Origin of the sequence: Rhodococcus sp. NPDC057014 (assembly GCF_042673295.1) — a bacterium.
GTDB lineage: Bacteria > Actinomycetota > Actinomycetes > Mycobacteriales > Mycobacteriaceae > Rhodococcus_F.
This window is the reverse complement of record NZ_JBHUSF010000048.1, coordinates 14006-38830: the sequence shown is the minus strand read 5'-3', so window position 1 is coordinate 38830 and position 24825 is coordinate 14006. Positions and strand designations below refer to the sequence as shown.

24 protein-coding genes and 1 pseudogene are annotated in these 24825 nt (G+C 66.4%); 18 read left to right on the top strand and 7 right to left on the bottom strand.

Annotation, left to right across the window (positions count from 1 at the left end):
* Positions 1–104: 104 nt before the first annotated feature.
* From ACFTZB_RS13010 to ACFTZB_RS13000, 3 genes are all read left to right on the top strand, one after another.
* A complete protein-coding gene (locus ACFTZB_RS13010) occupies positions 105–1775 on the top strand; it encodes a hypothetical protein (RefSeq protein WP_378432048.1) in 1671 nt (556 codons plus the stop codon).
* Positions 1775–2572, top strand: coding sequence for a hypothetical protein (locus ACFTZB_RS13005; RefSeq protein WP_378432046.1), 798 nt, complete (start codon positions 1775–1777; stop codon positions 2570–2572). The genes ACFTZB_RS13010 and ACFTZB_RS13005 overlap by 1 nt, the downstream gene beginning before the upstream one ends.
* A gap of 339 nt (positions 2573–2911) precedes the next feature.
* Positions 2912–4405: an MDR family MFS transporter gene (locus ACFTZB_RS13000; RefSeq protein ID WP_378432045.1), complete on the top strand. Its 1494-nt coding sequence runs from the start codon at positions 2912–2914 to the stop codon at positions 4403–4405.
* 659 nt (positions 4406–5064) lie between these two features.
* Here the strand turns inward: ACFTZB_RS13000 and ACFTZB_RS12995 are convergent.
* Together ACFTZB_RS12995 and ACFTZB_RS12990 are read right to left on the bottom strand one after the other, a co-directional pair.
* The gene (locus ACFTZB_RS12995; protein ID WP_378432044.1) at positions 5065–6105 is read right to left on the bottom strand and encodes an NAD(P)-dependent alcohol dehydrogenase; all 1041 of its coding nucleotides are present in this window, start codon (positions 6103–6105) and stop codon (positions 5065–5067) included.
* Positions 6106–6220: 115 nt separating this feature from the next.
* A complete protein-coding gene (locus ACFTZB_RS12990; protein ID WP_378432042.1) occupies positions 6221–6679 on the bottom strand; it encodes a MerR family transcriptional regulator in 459 nt (152 codons plus the stop codon).
* Positions 6680–8330: 1651 nt separating this feature from the next.
* Between ACFTZB_RS12990 and ACFTZB_RS12985 the strand changes: the two genes are divergently transcribed.
* From ACFTZB_RS12985 to ACFTZB_RS12970, 4 genes are all read left to right on the top strand, one after another.
* Positions 8331–8471: a hypothetical protein gene (locus ACFTZB_RS12985; RefSeq protein ID WP_378432041.1), complete on the top strand. Its 141-nt coding sequence runs from the start codon at positions 8331–8333 to the stop codon at positions 8469–8471.
* A 164-nt stretch (positions 8472–8635) separates the two neighbouring features.
* The gene (locus ACFTZB_RS12980) at positions 8636–8920 is read left to right on the top strand and encodes a hypothetical protein (protein WP_378432040.1); all 285 of its coding nucleotides are present in this window, start codon (positions 8636–8638) and stop codon (positions 8918–8920) included.
* A gap of 971 nt (positions 8921–9891) precedes the next feature.
* A complete protein-coding gene (locus ACFTZB_RS12975; protein ID WP_378432039.1) occupies positions 9892–10557 on the top strand; it encodes a ScbR family autoregulator-binding transcription factor in 666 nt (221 codons plus the stop codon).
* Between the two features lie 1341 nt (positions 10558–11898).
* Positions 11899–12069 carry a hypothetical protein gene (locus tag ACFTZB_RS12970; protein ID WP_378432038.1) on the top strand — a complete coding sequence of 57 codons (171 nt, stop codon included), beginning with the start codon at positions 11899–11901 and terminating at the stop codon, positions 12067–12069.
* A 182-nt stretch (positions 12070–12251) separates the two neighbouring features.
* On the opposite strand, the gene ACFTZB_RS12965 is transcribed toward ACFTZB_RS12970, so the two are convergent.
* Positions 12252–12866, bottom strand: a complete 615-nt coding sequence (locus ACFTZB_RS12965) for a hypothetical protein (RefSeq protein WP_378432055.1) — start codon at positions 12864–12866, stop codon at positions 12252–12254.
* Between the two features lie 375 nt (positions 12867–13241).
* On the opposite strand from ACFTZB_RS12965, the pseudogene ACFTZB_RS12960 reads away from it, so the two are divergent.
* Both ACFTZB_RS12960 and ACFTZB_RS12955 read left to right on the top strand, forming a co-directional pair.
* Positions 13242–13582: pseudogene (locus ACFTZB_RS12960) on the top strand (hypothetical protein).
* A 228-nt stretch (positions 13583–13810) separates the two neighbouring features.
* Positions 13811–14179, top strand: coding sequence for a hypothetical protein (locus ACFTZB_RS12955; protein ID WP_378432037.1), 369 nt, complete (start codon positions 13811–13813; stop codon positions 14177–14179).
* Between the two features lie 338 nt (positions 14180–14517).
* Here ACFTZB_RS12955 and ACFTZB_RS12950 read toward each other — a convergent pair whose 3' ends face one another.
* Both ACFTZB_RS12950 and ACFTZB_RS12945 read right to left on the bottom strand, forming a co-directional pair.
* Positions 14518–14811, bottom strand: a complete 294-nt coding sequence (locus ACFTZB_RS12950) for a DUF4193 domain-containing protein (protein WP_378432036.1) — start codon at positions 14809–14811, stop codon at positions 14518–14520.
* Positions 14812–15273: 462 nt separating this feature from the next.
* Positions 15274–15405 carry a hypothetical protein gene (locus tag ACFTZB_RS12945; protein ID WP_378432034.1) on the bottom strand — a complete coding sequence of 44 codons (132 nt, stop codon included), beginning with the start codon at positions 15403–15405 and terminating at the stop codon, positions 15274–15276.
* A 307-nt stretch (positions 15406–15712) separates the two neighbouring features.
* Here ACFTZB_RS12945 and ACFTZB_RS12940 point away from each other — a divergent pair, with 307 nt between their 5' ends.
* The 6 genes from ACFTZB_RS12940 to ACFTZB_RS12915 all read left to right on the top strand — a co-directional run bounded on the left by ACFTZB_RS12940 (position 15713) and on the right by ACFTZB_RS12915 (position 20197).
* Entirely contained in the window at positions 15713–16873 is a 1161-nt protein-coding gene (locus ACFTZB_RS12940) for a histone-like nucleoid-structuring protein Lsr2 (protein WP_378432033.1), read from the top strand.
* Between the two features lie 293 nt (positions 16874–17166).
* A complete protein-coding gene (locus tag ACFTZB_RS12935; protein ID WP_378432032.1) occupies positions 17167–17550 on the top strand; it encodes a hypothetical protein in 384 nt (127 codons plus the stop codon).
* A gap of 61 nt (positions 17551–17611) precedes the next feature.
* Positions 17612–17782 carry a hypothetical protein gene (locus ACFTZB_RS12930; protein ID WP_378432030.1) on the top strand — a complete coding sequence of 57 codons (171 nt, stop codon included), beginning with the start codon at positions 17612–17614 and terminating at the stop codon, positions 17780–17782.
* Between the two features lie 64 nt (positions 17783–17846).
* Positions 17847–18017, top strand: a complete 171-nt coding sequence (locus ACFTZB_RS12925; RefSeq protein WP_378432029.1) for a hypothetical protein — start codon at positions 17847–17849, stop codon at positions 18015–18017.
* Between the two features lie 1412 nt (positions 18018–19429).
* On the top strand, positions 19430–19708 hold the full coding sequence (locus tag ACFTZB_RS12920; protein ID WP_378432028.1) for a hypothetical protein: 279 nt from the start codon (positions 19430–19432) through the stop codon (positions 19706–19708).
* 273 nt (positions 19709–19981) lie between these two features.
* Positions 19982–20197: a hypothetical protein gene (locus ACFTZB_RS12915; protein ID WP_378432027.1), complete on the top strand. Its 216-nt coding sequence runs from the start codon at positions 19982–19984 to the stop codon at positions 20195–20197.
* 370 nt (positions 20198–20567) lie between these two features.
* Here the strand turns inward: ACFTZB_RS12915 and ACFTZB_RS12910 are convergent, their stop codons facing one another.
* Both ACFTZB_RS12910 and ACFTZB_RS12905 read right to left on the bottom strand, forming a co-directional pair.
* Positions 20568–21281 carry an HNH endonuclease family protein gene (locus ACFTZB_RS12910; RefSeq protein ID WP_378432026.1) on the bottom strand — a complete coding sequence of 238 codons (714 nt, stop codon included), beginning with the start codon at positions 21279–21281 and terminating at the stop codon, positions 20568–20570.
* 145 nt (positions 21282–21426) lie between these two features.
* On the bottom strand, positions 21427–21696 hold the full coding sequence (locus tag ACFTZB_RS12905; protein WP_378432025.1) for a hypothetical protein: 270 nt from the start codon (positions 21694–21696) through the stop codon (positions 21427–21429).
* 456 nt (positions 21697–22152) lie between these two features.
* Here ACFTZB_RS12905 and ACFTZB_RS12900 point away from each other — a divergent pair, with 456 nt between their 5' ends.
* From ACFTZB_RS12900 to ACFTZB_RS12890, 3 genes are all read left to right on the top strand, one after another.
* A complete protein-coding gene (locus ACFTZB_RS12900; protein WP_378432024.1) occupies positions 22153–22908 on the top strand; it encodes a 2-phosphosulfolactate phosphatase in 756 nt (251 codons plus the stop codon).
* A gap of 888 nt (positions 22909–23796) precedes the next feature.
* On the top strand, positions 23797–24237 hold the full coding sequence (locus ACFTZB_RS12895; protein WP_378432022.1) for a VOC family protein: 441 nt from the start codon (positions 23797–23799) through the stop codon (positions 24235–24237).
* A 139-nt stretch (positions 24238–24376) separates the two neighbouring features.
* The gene (locus ACFTZB_RS12890; protein WP_378432020.1) at positions 24377–24754 is read left to right on the top strand and encodes a hypothetical protein; all 378 of its coding nucleotides are present in this window, start codon (positions 24377–24379) and stop codon (positions 24752–24754) included.
* The last annotated feature ends 71 nt before the right edge of the window (positions 24755–24825 follow it).

Below are 24825 nucleotides of genomic sequence, written 5' to 3'. Positions count from 1 at the left end.
CTCGACCGCCACGAACGCGACCATGATCGGCCCGACAAAACAACCGCTCAAGCCCGTGCCGCATGACCCCCAACGAACTTATGGACGGAACCACTAAGCCGGCGATGACACCGACTCGGCCGGTGTGGGAGTCGCTACCGGTGGGTGTGGAGGCGGATGAGCACGCGGTGATCGTGACCGCCGACGGGACGTACACCCCGTCGGGGCGGGAGTTGACCGGTCCGGTCGATTCGGTGGAGAAGCTGGACAAGTTGGTTCGCTGGGCTGCCCTGAAGCCGTTGGGTACGCCGCCGCAGGTGTGGATCGTCAACCAGGGCGCGTGCGAAGCGTTGGGGTGGGTGATCGACCCGGGCGACGAGGACGACTTCAAGGACACGGAGGCGCTGCGCACCCGCGCCGCCGCCGACCTGACCGCGGTCCTGCAGGCCACCCTGACGCCGATGCTGAACGCGGGCTGGGAGTTGCGCGGAGATCCGGGGCACGTGGTGCACCTGTCCCGGACGATCGGCAAGTTCACCTCGATGGTCGATGTGGTGCTCGAGCCGTACATGTGGACCTATTGGAATAAGGACTTCGGCTGGAACAACCGTCTCGGCGAGATGGGGATCCTCGGCTCACCGACGGCCGGAACGTACCTCCCCGACGAGGACCTGCCGGCCGCGCGGGAGTTGGGTCGCCGGTTGGCCTGGTGTGCGAAACACCTCGGTGTACTTCCCGGGCCGACACCGGCGCGGACCGGTGCCGCGATCGTCGACAAGAGCAAGCGGGAACGCACCCGGACGGGCAAGGGACTGGTGGTGGCGACCGCGGGGCCGGTGCCGCCGCTGGACGGGGCCCCGCGCGGGGACCTCGAACCCGCGGCCGGGTGGACCCGAATGCCCGACGCACAGGACCTGGACGGCACGAGCCGGTTGGTGTCCATCGACCAACGCGCCGCCTACCTGGCCTCGGCCGGGATGCTGGAATTCGGGTACGGGAAACCCACCCACCTGACCGGCGGGGCGGCGGCCGCGGCGGCGGTGGGGGACAAGGGTGCCCCGTTCGGGCTGTGGCGGATCACCCTCCCACCCGGGCAGTCCCTGTCGCTGCCCGAGAAACTCCCCCTGCCGCACCCGCACATGCTCACCGATCAGCCGGTGCAGACCTGGGTCACCACGGTCAGCCTCGACGGCCTGCGGGAGCCGGTGGCGGATGGGGGGATCGGCGCCGACCTCGACGACCTCGACATCGCGGAGGCGTGGGTGTTTCCGGAGCAGGGCCGGGTGTTGGACAAGTGGGCGAAGATCCTGCGTGAGGCCCGGAAGGTGTCGGTGGATACCGGGGATGCGGCGACGAAATTGTTTGTCGGGTCCTGCTATAAGGGGTACATCGGGCGGATGGTGAACCCGGACATGTGGACCGCGACCCGGATGCAGCATCATCACCAGCCGGTGTGGCGGGCGGCGATCATCGCGCACTGCCGGTGGCGCGGCCGGCGGGTGGCGATGCGGATCGCCCGCGAACACGGCCGGTGGCCGATCCGCACGGTCACCGACTCCTGGGTGTATTTGCTCGCCGACGGGGAGGACCTTGCGGATGAGAGTGCGGCGTTGGGGAAGATGTCGGTCGAGAAGGACACCCCCCTCACCGAACCACTCCAGTTGGCGTTGGCGTCGGCGGAGGATGTGCACGAGGTGAAACTGACGATCACTGCGGCGTTCGCCGAGGACGACTTCGCCGACGACGACTTCGAAGCCGATGAAGAGAACACCGACGACGGGGAGGGGGTGCTCTGATGGCACAGCATCTTCCCAGGCCGCGCACCACGAAGCTGCCGCAGCAGGCGGTCGGTCTGGACGGCCTCAAGGTCTCGGTCGCCGACGCCGCGACCAGCGGTGTCGAAAAATCGAAGCAGGTCAAGTCCGGGGGTTTGGCCGGTTTGACCAGTAAGGTGTCGGTCACACAATTACGCAAGGAGTTGGGGAACGAGGGGTTGCGGCAGGCGGCGATCGATGCCGGCCGCACCCCGCCGTCGGCGCGGACGTTGCGCCGGTGGGCGCAGCAGGGCCGGATCCCGCACGCGGATGTCCTCGAGCGGGCGCAACGGCGTGCGGCGATCGAACGCCTCGGCGGTATCGATGTGGTGGCCGCGAAGATCGGCCGGTCCCGTTCCGCGGTCTCCCGGTACCGGTCGGGGGAGACGAACGAGCTGCGGGCCGACGCGAGCAAGAAACTGAAATCCGTGAAGGCGCAGGACATCATGAAACGGGCGGGGGTGCTGCGACCGGACGGCACCCCGAAACGGGCGGTGATCCGGGTCCGGGGTGGTGTGATGGTGCGTAACGGCGCGGACGAGGGCTATGACTACCGGGTCCGCACCTTGGATTTCGCGAACTCGGACACCCCGTTCAGCAGCGACGAGTCCCGTGAACTCGCGGCCGCACTGGCCAACGATGATCACGCCCGCGTCGTGGCGTTGCTGGAGCGGCACGCCACCCTCGACTACCCGGAGAACAAGGGCTTCGACAGGTACAGCGACCAGTTCGGGTTCCACTTCGACCACATCGATTCGGTCCACATCGACTGGATCTGATCGCAAGTGGAATCTGTGGGCGCTTAGGGTCTGGTGCCCTATGCCGGTGTCGGGCGTGCAGGGGGCGGTCGCGCCTGGTGTCGCGGCCCCGGCCCCGGCGCTGGCCCTGGCCGCGGCGTCGGCGGTGCGGAGTTGTGTGCGCAGCGCCTGGGAGATAGCAGAGCAAGAAATCGCCGGGCGTGGAGGACGTCGAATGAAACCGAGCTCGTGGAGCCCCGGAGAGCGCGAAAAACGATTGGCGGGTTCACCCGTCGGGTAGGTAAATTCGATGGCCGCCCCGCCTGGTGTTTTCGTTGTTCGCTGGGGTGACCCCCGTCCCCACCATCGGAAAGGTCCACCGTGACCGAACCCACCGGCCTCGTGACCGACGAGGCACGAGCCGACGACCGAATCGAACGCCGACACCTCCAGGTGATCGGTGTCCTGTTGGTGGCCAGCTTCGTGGTGATCCTCAACGAGACGGTGATGAGCATCGCCATCCCGGTCCTGCAGGTCGAACTGGGTGTCCAGCCCAGTGTGGGGCAGTGGCTGACGACTGCCTTCATGCTCACGATGGCGGTGGTCATCCCGCTCACCGGCTATCTCATCCAGCGCATCCCCACACGCACCCTGTTCGTGCTGGCCATGTCACTGTTCACGGCGGGAACGCTGATCGCATTCGCCGCACCGGGCTTCGGTGTGCTGCTGTTCGCCCGCATCGTGCAGGCATCCGGAACAGCGCTGATGCTGCCGCTGCTGATGACGACGATCATGACGCTGGTGCCACCCGCCCGTCGCGGCGCGATGATGGGCAACATCTCCATTGTGATCGCGGTGGCGCCTGCTCTCGGCCCCACCCTGTCCGGTTTCATCCTGGACCACTTCGGGTGGCGTTGGATCTTCGGATTCGTTGCGCCGATCGCGTTGGTCACCTTGGTCCTCGGCGCCCGGTTCGTGGTTTCGGTGTCCGAGACGACGACGGCGAGGGTCGACATTCTGTCGATTCCCCTGGCGGTACTCGGATTCGGTGGTCTGGTGTACGGCCTGGTGAGCATCGGCGAGTCGGCCCAGGGATCCCAGGCGTTCCCGGTGTGGGTGCCGTTCCTCATCGGTGCTGCGGCGATGGTCGGGTTCCTGGCCCGACAGTTCCGGCTGCAACGTCAGGACCGTGCCCTGCTGGACCTGCGTGTGTTCGGGTACCGCCAGTTCAGCATCTCGGTCGTCGCGATGCTGGTGGGCATGGCAACGATGATGGGCACCTTCATCATCGTTCCCTATTTCGCGCAGTCGGTGCTTCATCTCGATCCGTTCGAAACGGGTCTGATCACCCTGCCGGGCGGCCTTCTGATGGGTTTGGCGGGTCCGATCGTGGGCCGCGTCTACGACCGGCGCGGTCCTTTTGTGCTGGTCATCCCGGGCTCGATCCTCGTCAGCATCGGAGTGTGGATGCTGACGACGGTGAGCACGTCCACCTCGTTGTGGTTGCTGCTGGTGTCGAACATGGCGCTGTGCCTTGGCCTGGCGGCGACCTTCACCCCGTTGATGACATCGGGGTTGGGATCGGTGACCGCGCACCTGTATGCGCACGGCTCCGCGGTGGTGGGCACGTTCCAGCAGGTGGCGGGCGCTGCCGGTACGGCGCTGTTTGTCACCGTGATGACGGTCGTTGCTTCGCGATCCGGTCACCCTCACGATTCACCGGACGCCATCGCCGAGGGGGTGCGGATGGTCTTCGTTGTCGCGGGGATTCTCTCGTTCGTTCTGATCGGTGCATGCGCGTTCGTGCGCAAACCGGGGGATCCGGGAGAGCACGCACACCCAGCATCGGTGGAGGCGTCCACGCAGGGGATCTGAACGGTGGGCGCGGGTTGAAGGGTGGCGGTGACGACGAACTGGTCAGATGGCGGAACCTGTGCGTCCGGATCGCTCCTTCGCCGACAATGTTCCGCGCCGATATCACTTGCTCACCGACGCGAGGTCCTCGATGTCCTCCCGGACCTCGCGTCGGACGGCATATTCGAGGCCGAGTTCCACCGAGGTTTCGGGATGCGGTTCGAGGACGCCCACCGGGTAGGCGTTCGAGGAGAAGGGAAGGCCGGCGCCTCGGTCGGTTCGGGGTCGGAGGCTCGGATGCCGCGGGTTGTCGAGCTTGGTGCCGGGGTCTGATCAACAGGGAGATCGCGGTCAAACTCGTCATTTCCCAACGCACCGCCCGGGGGCATGTGAAGCACATCCCTGTCCAAGCCGCGGTTCGCCTCGCGTACCCAGATCGCGGCCAGGGTGATCGAGTAGAGACAGGGAAGAGGTCGTGGCCGCCTGCCGTCCCGGTTCACAAAAACGTTCTTGCACAGGGTGATCGGACTCGTGGTGGGTTTTCACGTCTTATGGTGCCCGAGCTGACAGTCGCGAACGAATCGCGGTTTAATCGGAACTGGTTCCCTGGGAAAGTTTTGCGGTGTGGTGGTGGGTGAACGCCCGCCGGAACCGCGTGTGCGGCGGGCGTTCACGTGGGGTTAGTTGAGTGTGGTGGTGTCGATGACGAAGCGGTAGCGGACGTCGGAGGCGAGGACCCGTTCGTACGCTTGGTTGATGCGGTCGGCGGGGATGATCTCGATGTCGGATCCGATGTTGTGGGCGGCGCAGAAGTCGAGCATTTCCTGGGTGAGGGTGATGCCGCCGATCATCGATCCGGCGAAATTGCGGCGGCCGCTGATCAGGGACATCACGTTCACGTTGAGTGGTTCGGCGGGGGCGCCGACGTTGACGAGGGTGCCGTCCACGGTAAGGAGGCCGAGGTAGGCGTTGAGGTCGATGCCGGCGCTGACGGTGTTGACGATGAGGTCGAATCGGCCGGCGAGTTGCTCGAAGGTGGTGGGGTCGGAGGTGGCGTGGTAGGCGTCGGCGCCGAGGCGCAGGCCGTCTTCCTGCTTCTTGAGGGTTTGGGAGAGGACGGTGACGTCGGCGCCGAGGGCGTGGGCGATCTTGACGGCCATGTGTCCGAGTCCGCCGAGGCCGACGATGGCGACCTTTTTGCCGGGGCCGGCATTCCAGCGGCGCAACGGGGCGTAGGTGGTGATGCCGGCGCACAGCAGCGGGGCCGCGGCGGCGGGGTCCAGGACTTGTGGGATGGACAGGACGTAGTCGGCGTCGACGACGACGTGGGTGGAGTAGCCGCCCTGGGTGGTGGTGCCGTCACGGTCGAGGCCGGCGTAGGTGGGGATCATGCCGTTTTCGCAGTACTGTTCGTCGCCGTTTCGGCAGTGGGTGCAGTGTCCGCAGGAGTTGACCAGGCAGCCGACGCCGACGCGGTCCCCGATCTGGTGGCGGGTGACGTCGGCGCCGGTCTCGGTGACGGTGCCGACGATTTCGTGGCCGGGGACGACGGGGAAGGGTTGTGGGCCCCAGTCGCCGTTGACGGTGTGGATGTCGGAGTGGCAGATGCCGGCGTACTGGATGTCGATGAGGACGTCGTTCGGGCCGACGTCGCGGCGTTCGATGGTGGTGGGGGCCAGTGGTTGGCCGGCGGCGGGGGCGGCGTACGCGTTCACGCGCATGGCAGATGTTCCTTACGTCTGTGGTGGGCACGGTGGTGGTGAGCGGGGCAGGGCTGAGTGCCCGGCGGCGCATCAGTGAGTGGAGGCGCGCGCCGGGGTGGTGGTGGGGTAGGGGTTAGCGCTTCGTGGTGCGGAGTTGGTCGGCCATGGCGCGCGCCTCGGCCGCGAGGAGCTCGGCGCGGGGCTCGTCGCCGGCGTCGATTGCGTGCCAGTAGTCGATCTTGAGGTCGACGTAGCGTTGCCGGAGGGCGATGTGCTGGGCCTCGAGCGCGAGTTGCTGCCGGCGCTGGGTGAGCAGCTCGATCTGCGCGGCGGCGGCCGCGGCCCCGTGGTGGCCGTTGGCGACGTACTCCTTCATGTCGCTGACCGACATCCCGGTGGCGGCCAGGCACGCGATCCCCAGCAGCTGGCCGAGGTCGTCCTCGTCGAAGACCCGGTGTTTGCTGCTTTCCCCGCGGCTGATCGGCGGGATCACCCCGACCGATTCGTAGTAGCGCAGCGTGCTGGCCGGGAGTCCGGTCAGGGCGGCCGCGTCCTTGATGGTGTAGTCGCGTGGGGTGGTTCGTGCACTCACGTCATCGACGTTAGGAACTTCAAGTACTTGAAGTCAAAGGTCAGATGAGTCACATCCGCGCTCCGGTGGAAACAGTTCGACACACCACCGAGATGGCCTCACGCGCCCTGGGCTGCCGGCGTGCATCCGACCGCCGCTCCTCCGGGTGCTGCCTTCGGTGACCGCGCTGACACTCTGATCAGAGTCAACTTGCGTGTGGCCGGAGATCGCGATTAGGGGGTGCTCGGCTTCGGGCGGAACCGGCGGCGGGGTCAGTGGTTCTCGGGACCGGCGCAGGGTTTCGGACATCACCCGGTGCCACCACAGATCCATGGGGCTCGGATCCGGCCACCGGATCGGGTTGTCGTCGAATCCGATATCGGGGCCGCGGTCGTGGTTGGGGTCTTCGTTGATGTCATGCACGATCTGCAGTTCCTCTCGTCCGACGCATCCGGGTCGACTGCGCCGCGAATCTCAGCCGGGCTCGACGTCGACCCCGGCTTCTCACGTCGTCCGCCCGGGTCGGTTAACCCCGTACAACGCCGCGCTCGGACCCTGAAACAGCCCGTGCCGGCCGATAGCGGCACCCCGGTGTCGCGACAGCCCTGGACTGTGGGGGCGCAGCGCGTTGTGAGGTGGAGGGCGGCGATATGGCCCCGCCGAATGTGCCGTCGAGGCGGGTTGTGCTGGGCGTTGTCTGGTGGCCGGGGTAGATCGTTGCGTGCGTGAGCGCTGGGGTGGTCAGTGACGGCCGTCGTCGTCGACCCAGTAAGTGAAGGTGTGCCGACTGATCCCGGACGAATCGGTGGTCAGCATCGTCTGCAGGACAGAGCCGACCAGGTGCGCACGCCTGGGCTCGCAACTGCGTGACCGCCTTCTTCTCCGCGTCGTCACGGGCCGCGCCGGCCGGCAACTCCAGTGGCATTCGGTCGATTCCCACCGGGAACACGGTATGGCAGCGGTAGGCGCGCACGTTCCTCGCCGTTTCCATGCGACTGCGCACACGCAGCGGCGTCGTGGGGAGATGTCAGCCGTGGAGGCCGCTTGTCGGTGTCGGCCCTGCGACGTGACGGTCCGAAAAATTCGACTATGACTGGTGGCCAATGGGATTTGTGGACGAGTGGATGTGACATGCCGGGTTCGGGCACGCCGGTGGTCTATGCCGTGTTCGGACGGTCGAGGGGGTGGCGTCGCCGACGGTCGTCCCGGATGTAGCCAAAAGGGTTGGGGACGAGGGCGACTCGCTTTGAGTGTGAAACGTCAGCCGAGGGTCTCCGTATCGGAGGTCCCCACAGGGCGGTGCCGGTTGATGTGTTGTGGCGCAGTCAAGCGCAGCCCCCGCCAACGATGAATATCAGCTGGCAGGGGCGCTACACGGACAACCTGCACGTAGTAACGAGCAGCGCATCAATGATCTTCGTGAGCCCGAGACCGGAAGTCCAGGGAGTGTGAGCCACGCCATTGCATTATTTCCGCACCACTCAATAACCGACCGGTAAGTGTGGTCTCGAATCGGCTTACGCTACCTCCAGATCCACACCTCCTGACTCAATTTCGGGTATGCCTGTAGGTAGTTCGGCCGATGTGCCGGTGCCGACATTCGCCCAAGGTAGCGGGTACGCCGCCGTCGACGTGGCAGCCGAGAATATAAGTATGTGAGAGAAGAGTTGTCATGGCACGGATTACCGAGAACCTGGGCGCAAGTCTGCTGAATACGTTGCGGGTCGGTGTGGTTGGCACAGTCCTGTATGCCGGGCTGATCATGGGCGTGGTTGTGGTAGCGGTGTGGAACTTCCCGATGCCCGGCGTGTAGGCCCGCGGCGCCTGTCGGTCCTGCACCGCTGCGGTGACTGAAACACTCGGTGGCAGTTCGGCGATAGATCTGACAGGGGCGTGGTTGTGCCCGTGGCCCAGCGTGGCCGGCAAATCAGCGCGCGATACCCGTGACGGGCCCTGATGGGTGTGGAAGGGACGATAATGTTCGGGACGGGTGTAGCCCTGATGGTTGGTCTGCTGGTGGTGGCGCTTCTGGTATTGCCCGTCTCGTGTGGTGTGGCGGCACGAGCGGACGCGAAGGTCCGCCAACTCTCAAAGTCCCCAGCATCCCATCCGGATCCGGTGAGCCCGGTCGCCGTCGCCGTCGCGGATGTGGACGAACGGTGTGATCAGTGGCGGCAGCTGGCAACCCGAGCGTGGCTGATCTGCGGCGGCGCCGCACTGGTCGCAGTAGTGGTTGTGGGTGCACTGATCTGTGTCGGGTGACGATGACGGCAGGTGTCGAGAATGAGCAATTCGGCGGTGTGCACCTGTCGGTGGGGCGGGCTGAACCATCGGCATCACGCCCGCTGATGGGGGCGGCGGAAGATGAAACCATTTAGCCTCCAATGGCATACATGCCGGAGGCCGATCGGAAGCGGTGGGCGATCAGGTGAGCCGAAGCGGCCCGGTCGGAACGTCGTCGGCTCCGGCCGGACCTCGCCAGGGCGTACAGCAGGTACCCGTCGCGTGAGCCTCGACCGCGCTCGCCACGCGGTGCGCGTCCGGTCGGGGACGCGTTCGGTTCGAGCGGTGGTGGTTCCGCGTCGGTGTACCTGGGTGAGTGGCGTCGCTGATGTCCCCTCGGACGTCTTCCTAGGTGTGAGGTTTTGACCGGATGTACAGATTTCAGCACCACAGTGCACCGATCGCTGCCACCCGGTGGGGGTTGGCTGGCGCAGTGTTGGCTTGTACGCCTGTACCTTCGAGTTCCGGTGTCAGGAAATGGTAGATCCGCCGCCTGCCCCGATAGTCCAAGTGTGATCCACGCCACACGCCTTTCTCGGTGGGCCGCACTTCGGACAGCAGCCGTCAGTGCACGCTCGCCGATCCGGTGACGCATGTGAATGCGAGCGTGTGGCCTGCCCGGGGATTGGGTCGGTGGGGGAGTTGACCTCGCTGGCCCTGGACGCCGACGGGATTGCCGAGCAGTACTACCGCGACCACCGGTAGGGACAAGCGGAGACGCGTCACCCCCGAGCTGAGCGGGCGAGGCTCACCGAAAAGCGCCGCAGTGGTCTGTTTTTGCGTGAGCGAGTTTCAGTGCACGCGCAGGTTGGTCCGGGTTCTTCTCCGGGAGTGAGGTGTACCGGTGCCGGTGGTAGCGTCGCGCAGGCTGCAGGAGTGCGATCTGTGATGGAAAGTCGCCGGGCTGCAGCCGCGAACGGGCACGGGCACGGGTACGGAAGGTGCGGTACATGGTGCAACAGCAACGGGCGGCGGTCACCCGGGCGCAGATCGTCCGCGGGGCAGCGGAAATGTTCGACAAGTCCGGGTTCGAGGGCGCCAGTCTCGTCGAGATTCTCGAGGCGGCGGGCATGACGAAGGGGGCGTTGTACTTTCACTTCCGCTCCAAGGAAGATCTGGCCCGGCACATCATCGCCGAGCAGCACCGGATCTCCATCTCCGCGGTGCAGGCCATCGCCGCGCAGGAGGCGTCGGCGATCGAGCAGATCGTGATGCTGTGCCACGAGATGGCCCGGCAGATCGTGCACGATCCGATCGTGCGGGCCGGGATCCGCATCACCCTCGAGCTCAGTGCCGACGACCGTGGCCCCGCGGGCCCCTATCTGGATTGGATCGCAGCCTGTCAGGGGTTGGCGGCCCGGGCGGTCGCCGAGGGCGATCTCGTCGACAGTATCGACCCGCCGACGTTCGCTCGGTTCGTCATCGGCGCGTTCACCGGAGTTCAGACCGTGTCCCAGGTCCTGACCCATCGCACCGATCTCGAGCAGCGGGTGGACGAGATGTGGGGGTTCCTGTTGCCGGGGATCATGCCGGCCACCCGGCACCCTGACATGATGCGGATCCGGGCGGCCCGCACCGACGTTCCCGTCACCGGTCCGCCCGATCGTGGGGACTAGTGCGCGCTCAGCGTGTCGACGCGAACTCGTTGCTGGGTGGCCACAAATTTGTCGTTGCGGAATTGTTATCGGGCCGGTATAAATATTCGCATCGTGTGCTGTGTGTCACGATTCTCTGAACAATCGAACTGGAGTTACAAAGATGGACCTCGCTTTCTTGGCCGACTTTTTCTCGAACGTCTCCACCCTCCTCGGTGTCCTCGACTTCTTCTCGGGTTCTGCTGGGTCACTCAGCGGCTAGTAGCGCTGGCCGGCAACTGAACTGGCTCCGCGCGCGGTAGGAAGGGGTCCGCGCGGTATTTGTGGGCCCCTTGTCGCTGTAGTGGATCTTCCGGTCGTGTGTCTGCGCCGCGTCGGCCTTCGCTGGAAATGCTGTGAATATCATTTTCCGCGCGGCTGGGTCGACCGTTCAAGATCATTTACCGGTCGGACCGCTGACCTATTCTCGATTCGGCAACTCGAAAATTTGAGAGCCGAATTATGTGTGTCGTCGAGTTCGCGGAACAAGAGTTCGGGGAACAAGGGAGTGCCCTCAGCGGGAGGTGTATCGCGGCGTGTTGCTGCTGGCCACAAGATGTCGCGACGCCGATTGCCGCAGCCTCACGTCCCACCCGGCGTAGCGGCCCGTGCCCTCGTCGCGGCGGAGCGCCTCGTGGTCGCGGTCGACGAGGTGCCCGAACTCGACCCGCCTTGCAGGCGGCCCGTGGCCACGCCCAGGCGCGCAGACGACGGAAAATGGTTCCCACACAATGGAATACTGTTGCTGCAAAGGTGCGGCAGCATTGCCTCGGCGTCACCGCGGCGATCATCTTGTTCGCCCCGGCCGCCTGCGCCCGTCCGGGGTGAGCACTCCGCCGCCCGGGTGGGTGGCCGGCACGTACGACACTTCTTGTCCTCGAGCCAGATTTCAGGGATGTCACCTGACCATTGGCGTTGTCTGCGGTGAGCTACGCGAACGGCACCTCCTCGTCGAGTCGCGTTCGATCATGTTCTGCACCAACACCATTATGGTTTCGAGCTCGGCATCATCACCGCTGCCGAGGGCACGGCACCGGCGCTGATCGGCGGGCCACGATTCGCCGAGGAGAGGAACTCCCGGGGGCGAGTCCCGAATAGGGTGCGGGTGTGTCTGGTCGCCGGCGCCCAGGGTGCTTGGGGTGTGGGCGCTCCGCGATCCGGCCGCCGACGACGCCCCTGAGAAGAATGCTCCGTTCACCAGCGGGGAGGATATGACACCTTCGGTCAGTGCCTGGTCTCGCAGGCCGCCCGGCACGCGGCCGTCTCGACGTCGCCGGGGTGGCGTGATTCTGATGGTCGCTCGCTCGGGGCGGGATGGGAGTCGTGCGCGACCGGACTGCAGCCGACCTCGCGCGTGAACTCGCCATGCTCGCCTTCGTTCGTGACCGTCTCCGGGCGGCGGAGGGCAATGATGTCCGTCTCCCGACCACCGCCGTCGATCAGGTTCTCGACGAGCTGAGCAGTCTCGCACGATCGCCGCGGGTCCCGAACTGATCCGCGCGCAGCATGCGAGATGGAGATGACAAGTCGTCCCCTGTGCCTTGAACACAACGACGCTCGACCATCGCCGGCACCACCATGAGCCGTCGGTGAGGCAGTCCCGTGTCACGGCCTTGACTGCCGGGGAACGCGGGCGGGCTGCCCGACAGGAGATGGAGTAGCGACGTCGCTCGCGGCTATCTCGGTGGTGGGTCGAACTGTGTCCACTCCTGCGCCCAGCGCCGCAGCCGGTTTCGGTGGAACAGCCGGTGCGCGAGTGCTGCACATAGCAGGAGGGCGCCGGCGGTGAGTGCCCAGAGACCGCAGGCGGCGGTCACCGCGACCACGGTGTTCTCCGGACCGCTCGGGATGGGGCCGGTGAGGTTGCCGGCGGCGTCGACGCTGATGGTGACGGTCTGACCGGCCTTCGCCGGGGTGTCGGTGGGCACGGCGGCGACGCGATCCCCGTGAGGTGTGGTCCAGCGGGCGCGGGCGGTGTGCTGGGTGCCGACGGGACGAATCGCATAGTCGGGCGACTCGGGAGCGAGATAGGTGTCCTCGAGCAAGACCGCAGGAACGTGGTGCACGGCGGCGGCCAGTGCCTGGGCTTGGTGTTCGAGCCTGACACGTGTGGCGGTGCCGAATGCGGCGGCGACGGGAATCAGCAGCAGAACCACGGCCCCGGTGAGGAGCATGAGGGTGGCTTCGAGGCGATCGCTGGGACGCATCAGGTGGTTGCGACTCCACGGGCGCAGCCGCCACCACCGGATCGGCGCGGCCACCGGTGCCGGTGCCGACTCCCCTCGACGCATGGTCACCTCCCGCGAGAATGCCGCTTCCCCTTTCTTCGATTGTGCGACGGAATCGACAGGCGGGGTGTCTACGCGCCGCTCCGCGGCGGCGGAATGGCCCACTCGGGGTGTTTCAGCCGGACGGCCTCGCGACTGTATTCCTCGACTGGTTCGGGTGCGCAGGGCTTGGCGGTTCCGGCGCTGCGCGGGTTCGTCGAGCTTGTTGCACCGATGGGGCCGCGTCCGGGTGGCCACCGACGAGGACCATGACCACCGATTGCTTCGGCGGCGTTCTTCGATCACGGGGTGGTGTTCGGGCAGGTCGCCTCGCGTACCGGGCCGGGCGGTGCTTATGCTCGATCCCGGGAGTGTCGCCGAGCGAAGAGGTGCATCAACATGGCCCGAAACAGCGGCCACCGGCCGGTCGATGGCCCGGAGTTGACGGTCGGGGTCCGGGTGCTGGTCCGCAGAAGCGCCGGGGCCGATCTCACCGGTGAGGTGGTCGAGGATTACGCGGCGGTGACCGACCCGGGTGGCGGTGGACACGAGTGGGCGCCGGTGCATCGGTGGGCGGTCGCGCTCGACGACGGGCGACTGGTCTTTGCCGACACCGAAGACCTCACCATCGATCCGGGATTTCACCGCTCCGCCCGGAACCGAACCAGGATCCGAACCCACACACGGATTCGGATTCGGATTCGGACGTGCGGATGCCAGGCCGGCACCGAGGAGAATGATCGGCGACAGCCCCTTCGTGGCCGGCCCTGGACGGCGCCAACCATCGTGCCACGAATTGCGTGAGCAGCCAGTCGATTACATGAACACGCGGATGAGGTCCTGAAGGGGCTACGTCGATCTCACCGCACGACCTGCCGGGTATGCCGCCGTCGTGGCGTAGCCGCACCGGACGTGTTGTGCGCTGTGGTGTCGTTCGGATCCGACGTTTCCGGCCTACCGTGTTTCGTATGAGTGGTGATGAGGCTCGCGTGGCCGAGGCTTTCGCGGGGTGGTTGTCGTCTCAGGGGTGGACGGTGCGTACCGAGGGCGATGTCGTCGACATCGTTGCCGAGAAGGACGGGCACCGGCTCTACGTCGAGGTCAAGGCTGCGGCCGAGGCGCCGGGGTTGGACGTCGATACCGCGATCGGGCAGCTCGTTCGGCGGATGCCGAGCGAGGCGGATCGGTCGGTGTCGTTTGCGTTGGTCGTTCGGGACGAGCCGGGGTCGGTGGAGGCTGCGGTGCGGGCACCTGCGCGGATTCTGGATCTGTTGGGGATGGCGCTGTATGCGGTCGCCGAGGACGGTGGTGTGCGGCAGCTCTTCGGCCGCGCATAAAGACGTCCTCGGTGCGAGGGGCGGGCGAGCGGGGCGGCCATATGCATCGCCAGGCCCATGTTGGCCGGGAGCTCGGTGATGGGGGCGGTAGCGCAGTCGGTGAGAGCCGTGGACTCCTGCTCGGTAACCGCGGGTGCGAGCCCTGCCCGGCCCACCGCGTTCCCCCCGGCCCCGACAGCTCGTGGAGAGCCCGGTCGGGCCGCCGTGTCGGCGGATCGAGTGTGCGCGGGGCGATGACACGGCGGGCGCCCGGGCCCCCGGTCAGGAGGTGGCCCCGCAGACAGAGCACGGTTGCCGGTGTGTGGCGACATCCGAGTGCTCGGCTGATCCGGTGGTGTTCAGGCGCAGTCGCGGCAGGTCAGCTGCCCGGGGTCGGCGAGGCGGCTGCGGTGGTGGACGAGGAAGCAACTGGTGCAGGTGAATTCGTCGTCCTGCTTGGGGAGGACGCGGACGGTGAGTTCTTCGCCGGACAGGTCGGCGCCGGGCAGTTCGAAGGATTCGGCGGTGTCGCTGTCCTCGACGTCGACGGCGGGGGACTGGGTGTCTTTGCGGCTGGCGGTGAGCTGTTCGAGGGACGTGTCCGTCGACTCGTCGGATTCGGTGGTTCTGGGGGCGTCGTAATCGGTGGCCATGGCTGTTTCGTCCTCATGTTCCTCGGTGTTCGGACCGCCACCCTAGAGGGTCCGGCCGCGCGACACGCTCTCGGGGTCTGGCGGTGCAGTGGATCGGTGTTCGACCGGCGGGCAGTTCGAGGGGAGAGGAGCCGCACCGAGTGAGTGTCGCCGCGACCTGAATGGAGGCGATTCCGCAAGCGGCGGTTGACGACAGAACGCCCGTTACCTTCTCGGGTGAGGGGTGTGGGTGTGACGTAGTCGATCCGTGAATTGTGAACGGATCTCTGGTGGCGATGTCAGTGCGCCGATAGTCGGGTCGCGCACCGATCCCGACCCCCAGTGTTGTGGTCGGTGCAGGAGCTCCGTTTTCGCTTCGAGAAGTGAGGCGGGGCTTCGCCTGCCGCGGGCTGTGGGTGCCTGCCGGCAGTGAGACCCCACCCGCAGCGCGTCACGGTTCGGCCGGTGGGGTCTCTCGTGCGGTCAGCCGTCGATCGGTTCGCAGATCGCGACAGGCCCGTGGCAACCCGGGGTGGCGCATTCGTGCAGGTCGGTCTCGAGGAGCACGCCGCCGAGGCCGGCGTAGATGTAGTGCGCCGAACGCGGCGTTGCCACATCTCACGCAGTCTCTGTCGATCTGGATCCACTCGCCTCCCATGGCAGTTCCGCGAATTCGGTGCATGTCGAAGATTCTGTCGTGTTCACGACGGTCGGTGGAACTGATTGCAGAGCAATAGAGTTCGTATTGTCACTATTCGATACGATGAAGACCCAGGCCTGGTTGGCTGAAGTGGTCCTACAGTCGTTCGGCACCGTCGACAGATGGTGCTCCGTGTGGTCCTGTCAGGCGAAAGGGTGAGGCACGGGTCTTCGTAGATCAGTGCGGCCTGCGTGTGATTGGTTACCGTTTCATCGGCTGGCGGTGGGAGCGCCGAAATGCCGCTACTGTGTGTTTGACGATTACCTGGCGAAATGGGGAGACAACGTGGCGGTATCACCGAGGGGTTCTGCAGGTTCGGCGAAGACGACGACCAAAGAGATTCGTCAGTGGGCGATCGGGGCGGGTTTGGAGGTGTCGGCCCGTGGCCGGATTTCGGCTGAGATCGAGCAAGCCTTCCATGACGCGCAGGCGAGGACGGCTCCGGCTGAACCTGCGAAGGTGACGAGGTCGGCCGCGAAGAAGGCGATGGCGGAGAGTACGACTGCGAAGAAGAGGGCGGCAAAGAAGATAGTCGGGGAAACGGCCTCGACGAACAGGACAGCGGCGAGCAAGGCTCCAACGAAGAAGACGACCAAAGAGATTCGGGAGTGGGCGATCGGGGCGGGTTCGGAGGTGTCGGCCCGTGGCCGGATTTCGGCTGAGATCGAGCAAGCCTTCGACGACGCTCAGGCGAAGAGGGTTCAGACTAAACCGGCGCCGGTGAAGAAGACGAGCGCGAAGAAGGCAGCTGCGAAGAAGACGGCCGCGCCGACCGCTCCGGTCAAAAGGCTAGCGGCGAACACGGCGCCAGCGAAGAAGACAGCTGCGAAGAAGAAGGCCGCGGCGAGCACTGATCCGGCGGAGAAGGCCGCCGTGAAGAAGAAGGCCGCGGCGGCTCTGGTGACGAGCGCGTCGGTGAGTACGGCGCCAGCGAAGAAGACGACCAAACAGATTCGGGAGTGGGCGATCGGGGCGGGGCACGTGGTGTCTTCCCGCGGCCGGATTCCCGCTGAACTCGAGCGCGCCTTCCATGACGCTCAGGCCGCGAAGGCTCGGACGAGAACGGCGCCGGCCAGGAAGGTGTCCGCGAAGAAGGCCGCAGGGAAGAAGGGGGCCGGGAAGACGTCCGCCTCGCCGACCGCTCCGAAGACGAGGGCGGCGACGAGCAAGGCTCTGGGGAAAAGGACGGCCGCGAAAAAGGAGTCTGCGGAGAAGATTCCGGTGACGAGTGCGTCGGTGAACAAGGTTTCGGCGAAGAGGACGTCCAGGGAGATTCGGGAGTGGGCGATCGGGGCGGGGCACGTGGTGTCTTCCCGCGGCCGGATTCCCGCTGATGTCGAGCGGGCCTTCCATGCTGCGCAGGCAGCGCTGCCGGTCGCGTGACATTGTGGACACTGTCCTGATGGATTCGGCGGCCCTGTCGCCGGCCATCATCAGTGCAGTCATTCTCGGTCGGCCCCGGCATCTGTGGCAGTTCATCGGCGAGCGGTCGGTGCGCTGTGCGGACCTCTCGCACGCACAGCCACAAGCGCACCGGCGACGACTACGTGGCCGGGGTGCTCTGGCACTCCGTGGTCGCCGGCGGCCCCTTCCCGCCGCGGGCGCGGAGCCGCCAACAGCCCTGGTCAGAGGTGTCGGCACCGCACACTGTCGGCCATGCCCCCTACGCTGGGGGCGTGTTCGACGAGGGAGGTAGTGGTTGGGTGATGGCGAGTTTTTCCACGCCGGTGCTGACCGCTTCCCCCAGTGTCCGGACCGATTGTGAACGGGAGGTCGACATTCACACGATGAGCAAGGACTTGGATCTTTCCGAGATGGCCCGCGCCAATGAGAAGGCTCGGACTGTGCTACGCGTGCAGTGGACGTTCCTCGGCGCCGCCTGCGTCTGTCTGGGGCTGCACCTGGTGTTCGGTGCGTGGTGGTGGCTTCTGGCGATCGCCTTCGCGGTGGGGGCACTCGTCTCGGCGACCATTCACCTCCGATTCGTGAGCCAGTCACGGAAGGCGTCCCGGGCGTTCCATGCACTCGATTCGGCGGACTCGACACACCCAGAGCTCTGAACCCGGGATTGTCTCGGGTGAGTGAGGTGAATTGCTCAAGGGTGCAGCAGACTTGTCCGTTATGACGGATCCGTTGTATGCCGACCTCATCGAACGTCTCGGTCGGGCGGTCGCCCGCGCCGCCATGGCGGGGGATCCGATGTTCGGCACGGTGGAGGTCACCATCGAGGAGTTGGCGGAGCTGCTCGAACGCCACGTCCCTCCCCGCGACCCGGATGCCGCACCGCACTGACGGCGCCTCTCAGGTGTTGTGCGGTGTGCTCTGATGACCGCACACTTCAGGGCAGGATGATGCCGTGGGGAAGAGAACCGCAGCAGACCTCGAGCGCGAACTCGCCATGCTCGCCCAGGTCCGTCATCACCTCCGCGCGTCGGAGGGCGAGGATTTCCGCATCCCGACGACCACGGGCGACGGCCTTCTCGATGAGCTGAACAGTCTCGAACGATCACCGGGGGACCCGACGTGAGTGTCGAGCTGGGCGGCACCCCGGGATATGGCGGTCGCGATGCAATTCACCTGTGGTGCCGAGCGGTGGTGCTGGTCGGTCCGGCACCGGTAGCGACGCCCAGCAGAGCGGGTGCGGCCCGCAAGCGCACGATAGGTGGGGGATGGGGTCCGGTGGGCGGAGGTTGCTATTGCCGGGCCGCGATGGCGGGCGGGTGCCGTCTGCTCGGGTCTGTCGTAGGGGGATGTCAGAATAGGCGGTATGAGTTTTGGTGGAGGGCGACGCCCGCTTCGGCGGGCCAGGGATGCGGTGCGCCTATCGCCGCCCCGGTCCGTCCTCATTCGGGGGTAGCGGGCCGGGGCGCCTGAGCGCTGAAAGGCACCGCCTTGTCCCGTACCGATGCGCATTCTCCGTATTGGGTTCGCCTTCGTCGTGGCGAACTTTCCATTGAACCGTTGCACGCCTACTACCACGAGGTCTGCGACCTCCCTGACCGGTGCCAGGAGGGTCGGGGCTGGTTGCCCGCGACGAAGTGCTTCTGGGCTTATACGTACACGGGCACCAGGATCTGCTCGTGTTCGCTGTGCTACGACGGTTCCGGTCATGCTCGTGATCTCCGTCGTGAGCGTCGCCGTACCGCGCGTACCCTCGCGGCGGGGCGTCGCCGGTGGGATACCGGTGACACCACAATCTTCGACGACACTGTTGTCCCGCATCGCAGACGGGACTGGTGGAAGTAACCTGCAGTCGCATCCGCAGGTGGTGCTGGCGCGGGCCGACGGACGAACTCGATGCCGTATGGGCTACCGATGAGCCCCAGATCACGGTCCGTTCGTGCCCGTTGCCGGCCCACCGTGCGGCGGGGTCGCGTTCAGTGCCGGCCTGGCCCGGTGCCTGCCTGAGCGCCGCCGCCGGCGGCGTTGTCCGCGGCTGGCGCCGACCGGACGGTCCTGGGCATGCTGCCACCCGCTCGTGAGGGTCCGGAGTGGGGCGGTCGGGGATGGGGTGGCTGATCGGCCCACAGTTCTCGGGGGTCGTTGCCGCGGTGGGTGTTCGAGACTCGCTGGGCGGCGGGTTTCCCTGTGCGGCAGACGTTCTCGTGTGTGGTGTCTCAACGAACGGGCGCGGTCGGCGTGGTCGTCAGCCGGGACAGCGATCGGCACCGATCGCCCTGGGGTGATCGGTGCGGGAATCGCGAGACCGGATCCGCTTTTGTGTCGCGGGCACCTTCTGCCGTATCCGAAGCGCACGGCGGGGCCAGCGCCGGAGGGAAACGACCCGGTTTGGGGCGCACGTCGGTCCGACGATCCCGGACACCGTGTGGTCCGCTCAGGGTGGCTGGCGCCCGAGTGGAACGCCGTACGCCCCGCTCCCGACATGATCTGGAAGGCTTGTCGGACTGTTTCGCCCATTGCTGCAGGAAAGGGATTGCTGTGAACGAACCCACCGGACGGGTCGGCCACCGGACGTATTGGATTCTGCGTGACGGGAACATCGACGTGTCGGCCTATACGCGCCAGATCCGCGAGAACCGGTCCGGGACGCGCATCGTTGGCGAGTACGTGGGCATCTACGCCCAGGACGGTGCGCTCGGTCAACTCACCCCGGCCCTTGCCCGCCAGTTGGCCGAGGTGTTGACTGCGGCGGCCGACGCCGCGGAGTCGGTGGATTCCGCGCGGTCGGTCGACGAGGTCGCGCGTCCGGGTGAGTGAACCGTAATTCGCGCGCGTCCCGGGCGGTGGAGATGACCCACGCAGATCGACCGTGTTCTCATGGCTCGGCGCCGAATCGTCACAGCCCCCGTCGGCAACAATCGTGGCGCGGCTTCATGGGGTCACTTCGTGGTGTCCTTCCGGTGCCGCCGCACCGCGCGGCGCCCCGGTCGCCGGTGTGTACGTGGTTCCGATCCCGGTCGGGCTTGGGTGGAGTGTCTGCGTCCACCACCACACTTCGGCGCAACCACAGGAAGCGAGGAGGGAGATCTCATGACGATCGAACCGGGCATCGACGAACTCCGCGAACTGAACATCGAGAACGAAGGCGTGATCCGCGTATTGCGGCGGCAACGTGACGCCGCCGAGACGAAGCTCGCCAAGATCGAGAACCTGGTGAACTCCTCACGTGAGCGTGTGATCGGGCAGGACGGCACGAGCGGTGTCCCGCTGGAGAAACTGCTCGCGCTGCTCGCCGAGCGCGAGTAGCCGCCTCCTCATCACCACACCCCCAGCGACGCGAATGGTCGCGCGGTCGGAATGCATACTGTCTGCCGGTCGCCGTCTGTATCAGATCGATGCGACGTCGGCGGTGACACCAGTTTCGCACCGCGAAACGCTGTGGAACCTACCGCTTCAGCAGCAGCGAGTGCGACCTGCGGCGCCGCAACCTTGCCAGCCCGCTGTCGGATGTCCGCGGTGCGGCCGGCCGCACCCGCGCCGACGCGGCGGCGGTCCGCGCCGGCCTGGCCAGTCGCGAAGGGCGCGAGACCATCGAAGGCCGGATCCGGCCGCTGGGTCATCCTGGCGCTGTGGTTGTGAACATCGGCCGTTGTAGGTTCCGGATAGCGTGTAGTGGTCAGCAGGAGTGCAGGACCTGGCTCATCGCGTCCTTCTCTGCCTGGGTCACCCACAACCGGTAGAGGGCTTTGACGTCGATCTGCCGGGCAACGTAGGTGCACCGGTAGGCCTTGTTCGGCGGCAACCAGGACGCGGCGTCGGAATCGGACTTCTGCGAGTTGGTGGGTCCGTCGACGGCCTGCAGGTTCCGGGGGTCGTTGGCCAGGTCGCGGCGTTGCTCCGGGCTGAGTTGCTGGGCGCCCTTCTGCCACGCGTCGGACAGGGCGACGATGTGGTCGATCTGGACGGCGGTGGAGGTGTCCTGCCCGCGGACGAATGCGATGGTGGTGCCGGTGTAGGTGTCGTGCAGGGTGCCGGTCGCGACCACGCAGTCCCGGGTGCTGGTTTTGTAGGTCAGGTCGACCAGGTCGCGGCGGAGGATGTCGTTGCGGGTGTCGCAGCCGTTGTGGCCGCCCTCGACGCCGTTGTCGTCGGACCAGGACGGCCCGAATTGCTCCCTGGTGTACCCGGTCTTCGGGGCCCGGCCCTTGACCGCGAGGGTGTCGAGCTTCGCCAACGCCGGTCCCGCATCGAAGACCGGCGCCGGGGCGGCCGGGGCGCCGCCGAGGGACCCGGTGCCCGGGTCGGCGTCGGCGATGGCCGAGCACCCGGTCAGGCCGAGGACGGTGACCGCACTCAATGCGAGCAGGGCGGTCCGGGGGCGTGGGCGCATGCGACTGTTTCTCCTGTTACCTGTGTGACTGGCGGTGCGCACAGTATGGCGTGCGCCTCCGACACCCATCGCAGGGGATTGACTGAAATGCGGGTGCCGGAAGCCGAACGCCCGAGAAAACCCGCACGTTAGTCGAGTACCGGGTTCAGATGGCGTGTGGTGTCAGCCGCCAACCGCGGCGCGCGGCGAGGAAACCGGCGAGCGCACCGAGGACCGCGCTGATGATCAGGCCGGCCGCGAGAAACGGGATGGGGTTCACCGATTCCATCCGCCCGGTGGTCACGTCGGCGCCGAGCGGTTCGTAGCCGGCGGTGTAGACGTGCACCGGGTAGGACAGCCACCAGGCGAACAGGCCGGTGCACACCAGGCCCGCGCCGAGTCCGAGGGCCGTTCCGATCAGTATCAGTGTCCGCACACGATCAACGTCGCGGTCACCGGCTGTGTTGTTACCGAGTGTCCGCCCCGGCGCGGGCTCGACACGGACTTTTGCGCTCCGCACCTGCACGTAATCCCCGGCCGGGATGCTTCGGCGGGGGCCTGCCGAGCAAAGACGCCGACGTGCAATGTGGTCGAGACCCTGCGCAAAAGGACTGCGCACGTCGCCATCCCGCACACATCATGAGTGGCACGGACCTGCGCTCTGGACGGCCATAGTTCGCATTGGCGTTATTGCACTGACCGTCCCCATGTGCGCAAGGGTCAACGGACGAGGGACAACGGCAGGTCAGGGCCTGCCGGTCAAACTCCGGCTTCCGGGAACGTCCGGTGAGGGTTCCGCCGACGTCAGCGGCGTTCGCTCACCGAGGAGCGGCGGGACACTCCATGGGTGCGTTCGCGCGGTGAAGTGTCCAGATATGCCAGAGTGTGTGGGGTGAATCGCGACCATCGGCATGACTATTCTCTTCGCTTCGAGTGGGGACTGTCCGGGGCCACCGCAGTGGCGTCCGACGCCGACGTCGCGGTGGTCGTCGATGTTCTGTCCTTCACCACCACTCTGTCAGTCGCGATCGATGCTGGTATCGAGGTGCTTCCCTATCGATGGCGGGACGCTTCTGCGGTGCAGTATGCGGCAGCCCACGATGCCGTGCTGGCTGTCGACCGGAGTGCTGCAGCGCCGGGTTCGATCAGTCTGTCGCCGGGCACGATCCGTTCGGCGCAGGGGATCGATCGCCTCGTCCTTCCGTCCCCGAACGGTTCGTCGATAGCGTATGAGCTGAACTCCTCCGTGGCGGTATGTCTCGGAGCTTCGTTACGCAACGCTCGTGCGGTCGCGGAATGGATCTCCGACAACTACACGAAGGACACGGTCGTGGCGGTAATTGCAGCCGGTGAGAGGTGGCCGGACGACACCTTGCGGCCGGCGGTGGAAGACCACTGGGGTGCCGGTGCTGTGATCGCTGCGCTGATCTCACGTGGGTGGACTGCATCGCCTGAAGCCGAAGTTGCCGCGCTGGCGTGGAAGGTGGTGTCCGGTGAAGTAGCGTCGGCTCTCTGTGGATGTCGATCGGGTCGCGAACTCGTCACCGCCGGATATGCCGAGGATGTGGCGATCGCAGCCGAAGTTGACCACAGCCGTTCGGTACCTGTTCTCCGAGAGCATCGTTTCGTCAATTCAACGAACGCCTGACACCGTGTCGCGATCGTTTACCGGTCGTCGATCCGCTACCGAGATGGAGGCGGGGTGATCCTCGCTCTGGTGAACTGCCGAAGTGACTGCGCGTAGCCGATCTACCGATGGCTGGAGTGTGGTGTCGGCGTTGGCGATTCATGGCGCCGTCCTGGGAGTGTTCGCGTCGTGGGCGTGGAGGTGGATCGGGCCGCCGGCATTCGGGCCGCCGGGTCCGGTGCGTGCAAGTGCCAGATCCTCGGCCGAGCCACCGTCGTCATCCTGGGTACCGACGTGGCCCTCGATGGCGGCCGCACTGATCGTGCTCGGGGCTGTAAGTTCTCGCGGCAGTCGGGTATGGGCTGACCGGTTTTCGATGGACCGTGGTGCGTGAAGGGCGTGGCGGCCGACGCCCTCTGATCACGCTCCTGGTGGGGCTCGGATTCGGCGCGGGTGTTACCGGTGCGCTCACCATAGTGGTTGTTCCGCACGGCAATTGCGATCGTGCGTGCGGTCACCGACCGCGGGGACGCCGACGCGGATGACGCTGTCCGATACCGACCTGATGTGGTGGTTGATCGCACCAGTCGGCGCCCTCTGCGGGGCAGCCGTCGGGGTGGTCATGACCGCGTATGACCGGCGACTACGCATGTGCGATGCCGGACCGGTGACCCGTTCGGCGGGTCTCGGCGAAGGGATCCACTGTCGGCGACTCACCCTTTTCGCTCCGGTGGAACCGCCAGCCAGCGAGACGGACGGGGTACCGGCGGGTTGAGCGCAACACGTCGTCCCGCACGATTTTTCGAAACCCCGGGTGGACCGCAGTGTTGCGGCAAGAACATGTCGAGATTCCGGACCCGGCTCCGTCCCCGCGTCGAATCGCAAGACAACTTTGGGAGGATCGATCGCATGGCACACGTACAACGTTTCGACCACATCGGCATCACGGTTGCGGACCTCGACGCGGTAACGGCGTTCTTCGTCGGGCTGGGTCTCGAGGTCGAGGGCACCGGATCCGTGGAGGGCGAGTTCGTGGAGACCGTGTGCGGCATCCCGGGCGCGCACTGTGAGATCGCGATGCTGCGGCCACCCGGCGGAGGGACCCTGCTGGAGCTCGCGAGGTTCGTCACGCCCGACCACGTGCCCGGATCGCCCACGGCGATGGCCAACGAGCTGGGGCTGCGCAACGTGTCCTTCGAGGTCGGTGATCTCCAGGCGGCCGTCGACGCGGTGGTTGCGGACGGGTACGGGCTCATCGGCGGTATCGGTGAGTACGAGAACAGCGTGCGGATGGCCTACGTGCGTGGGCCCGAAGGGATCATCGTGTCCCTGTTCGAGCAGATCGGCTGACGCGCGTGCGCCCTTGCCTATTTGTGTGGATGCGCCGCCGTCGTCCACAGCGGCGTGGTGAGGGACGTCGACCGGCGCCCGGATTCGCACCCACGACTTCGGAGCGCCGTACGGGCGGGATCGCCAGCGGGTCGTAGGTTTGATCGACGTCGAACGCCACGAGGAGGATGTGAACGAGATGAGTTCGGATGTGACTGACGACCAGATTCAAGCCCTGGCCGCGACCGCCAAGCCCTTCAGCCTGGTTCAGCTTCGATGGAGCTCGGACCGATACCAGGACGGTGCCGAGGCGATTGAACGTGAACACCAGCGGCGCATGGTGTCGTTACGTGCCGAGGGCGTCATCGCGATCCTCTGTCCCGTCAACTCGGACACCGTTGCCGGCGTGGCGATCATGACTGAGCCCGTTGAACGGGCGCGGCAGATCATGGCCGCCGACCCGTGTGTGCAGGCCGGAATCATGACCTATGAGGTTCTTTCGTGCCTCGGCTTCCCGGGCGACACGCTGCCCGGGTAGCCGCAGCCGCTCTCACGCAGCTAGCGGGACGGGCAGCTCTCGGATGTGAACGCGTCGGGGACCCGATCGAG

Excerpts from the sequence above, each read along its gene's own strand:
- ACFTZB_RS13010 (WP_378432048.1), top strand. The coding sequence starts at position 105 with ATGACACCGACTCGGCCGGTGTGGGAGTCGCTACCGGTGGGTGTGGAG.
- ACFTZB_RS13005 (WP_378432046.1), top strand. The coding sequence starts at position 1,775 with ATGGCACAGCATCTTCCCAGGCCGCGCACCACGAAGCTGCCGCAGCAG.
- ACFTZB_RS12995 (WP_378432044.1), bottom strand. The coding sequence starts at position 6,105 with ATGCGCGTGAACGCGTACGCCGCCCCCGCCGCCGGCCAACCACTGGCC.
- ACFTZB_RS12985 (WP_378432041.1), top strand. The coding sequence starts at position 8,331 with ATGGCACGGATTACCGAGAACCTGGGCGCAAGTCTGCTGAATACGTTG.
- ACFTZB_RS12980 (WP_378432040.1), top strand. The coding sequence starts at position 8,636 with ATGTTCGGGACGGGTGTAGCCCTGATGGTTGGTCTGCTGGTGGTGGCG.
- ACFTZB_RS12975 (WP_378432039.1), top strand. The coding sequence starts at position 9,892 with ATGGTGCAACAGCAACGGGCGGCGGTCACCCGGGCGCAGATCGTCCGC.
- ACFTZB_RS12965 (WP_378432055.1), bottom strand. The coding sequence starts at position 12,866 with ATGCGTCGAGGGGAGTCGGCACCGGCACCGGTGGCCGCGCCGATCCGG.
- ACFTZB_RS12955 (WP_378432037.1), top strand. The coding sequence starts at position 13,811 with ATGAGTGGTGATGAGGCTCGCGTGGCCGAGGCTTTCGCGGGGTGGTTG.
- ACFTZB_RS12950 (WP_378432036.1), bottom strand. The coding sequence starts at position 14,811 with ATGGCCACCGATTACGACGCCCCCAGAACCACCGAATCCGACGAGTCG.
- ACFTZB_RS12930 (WP_378432030.1), top strand. The coding sequence starts at position 17,612 with ATGACGGATCCGTTGTATGCCGACCTCATCGAACGTCTCGGTCGGGCG.
- ACFTZB_RS12915 (WP_378432027.1), top strand. The coding sequence starts at position 19,982 with ATGACGATCGAACCGGGCATCGACGAACTCCGCGAACTGAACATCGAG.
- ACFTZB_RS12910 (WP_378432026.1), bottom strand. The coding sequence starts at position 21,281 with ATGCGCCCACGCCCCCGGACCGCCCTGCTCGCATTGAGTGCGGTCACC.
- ACFTZB_RS12895 (WP_378432022.1), top strand. The coding sequence starts at position 23,797 with ATGGCACACGTACAACGTTTCGACCACATCGGCATCACGGTTGCGGAC.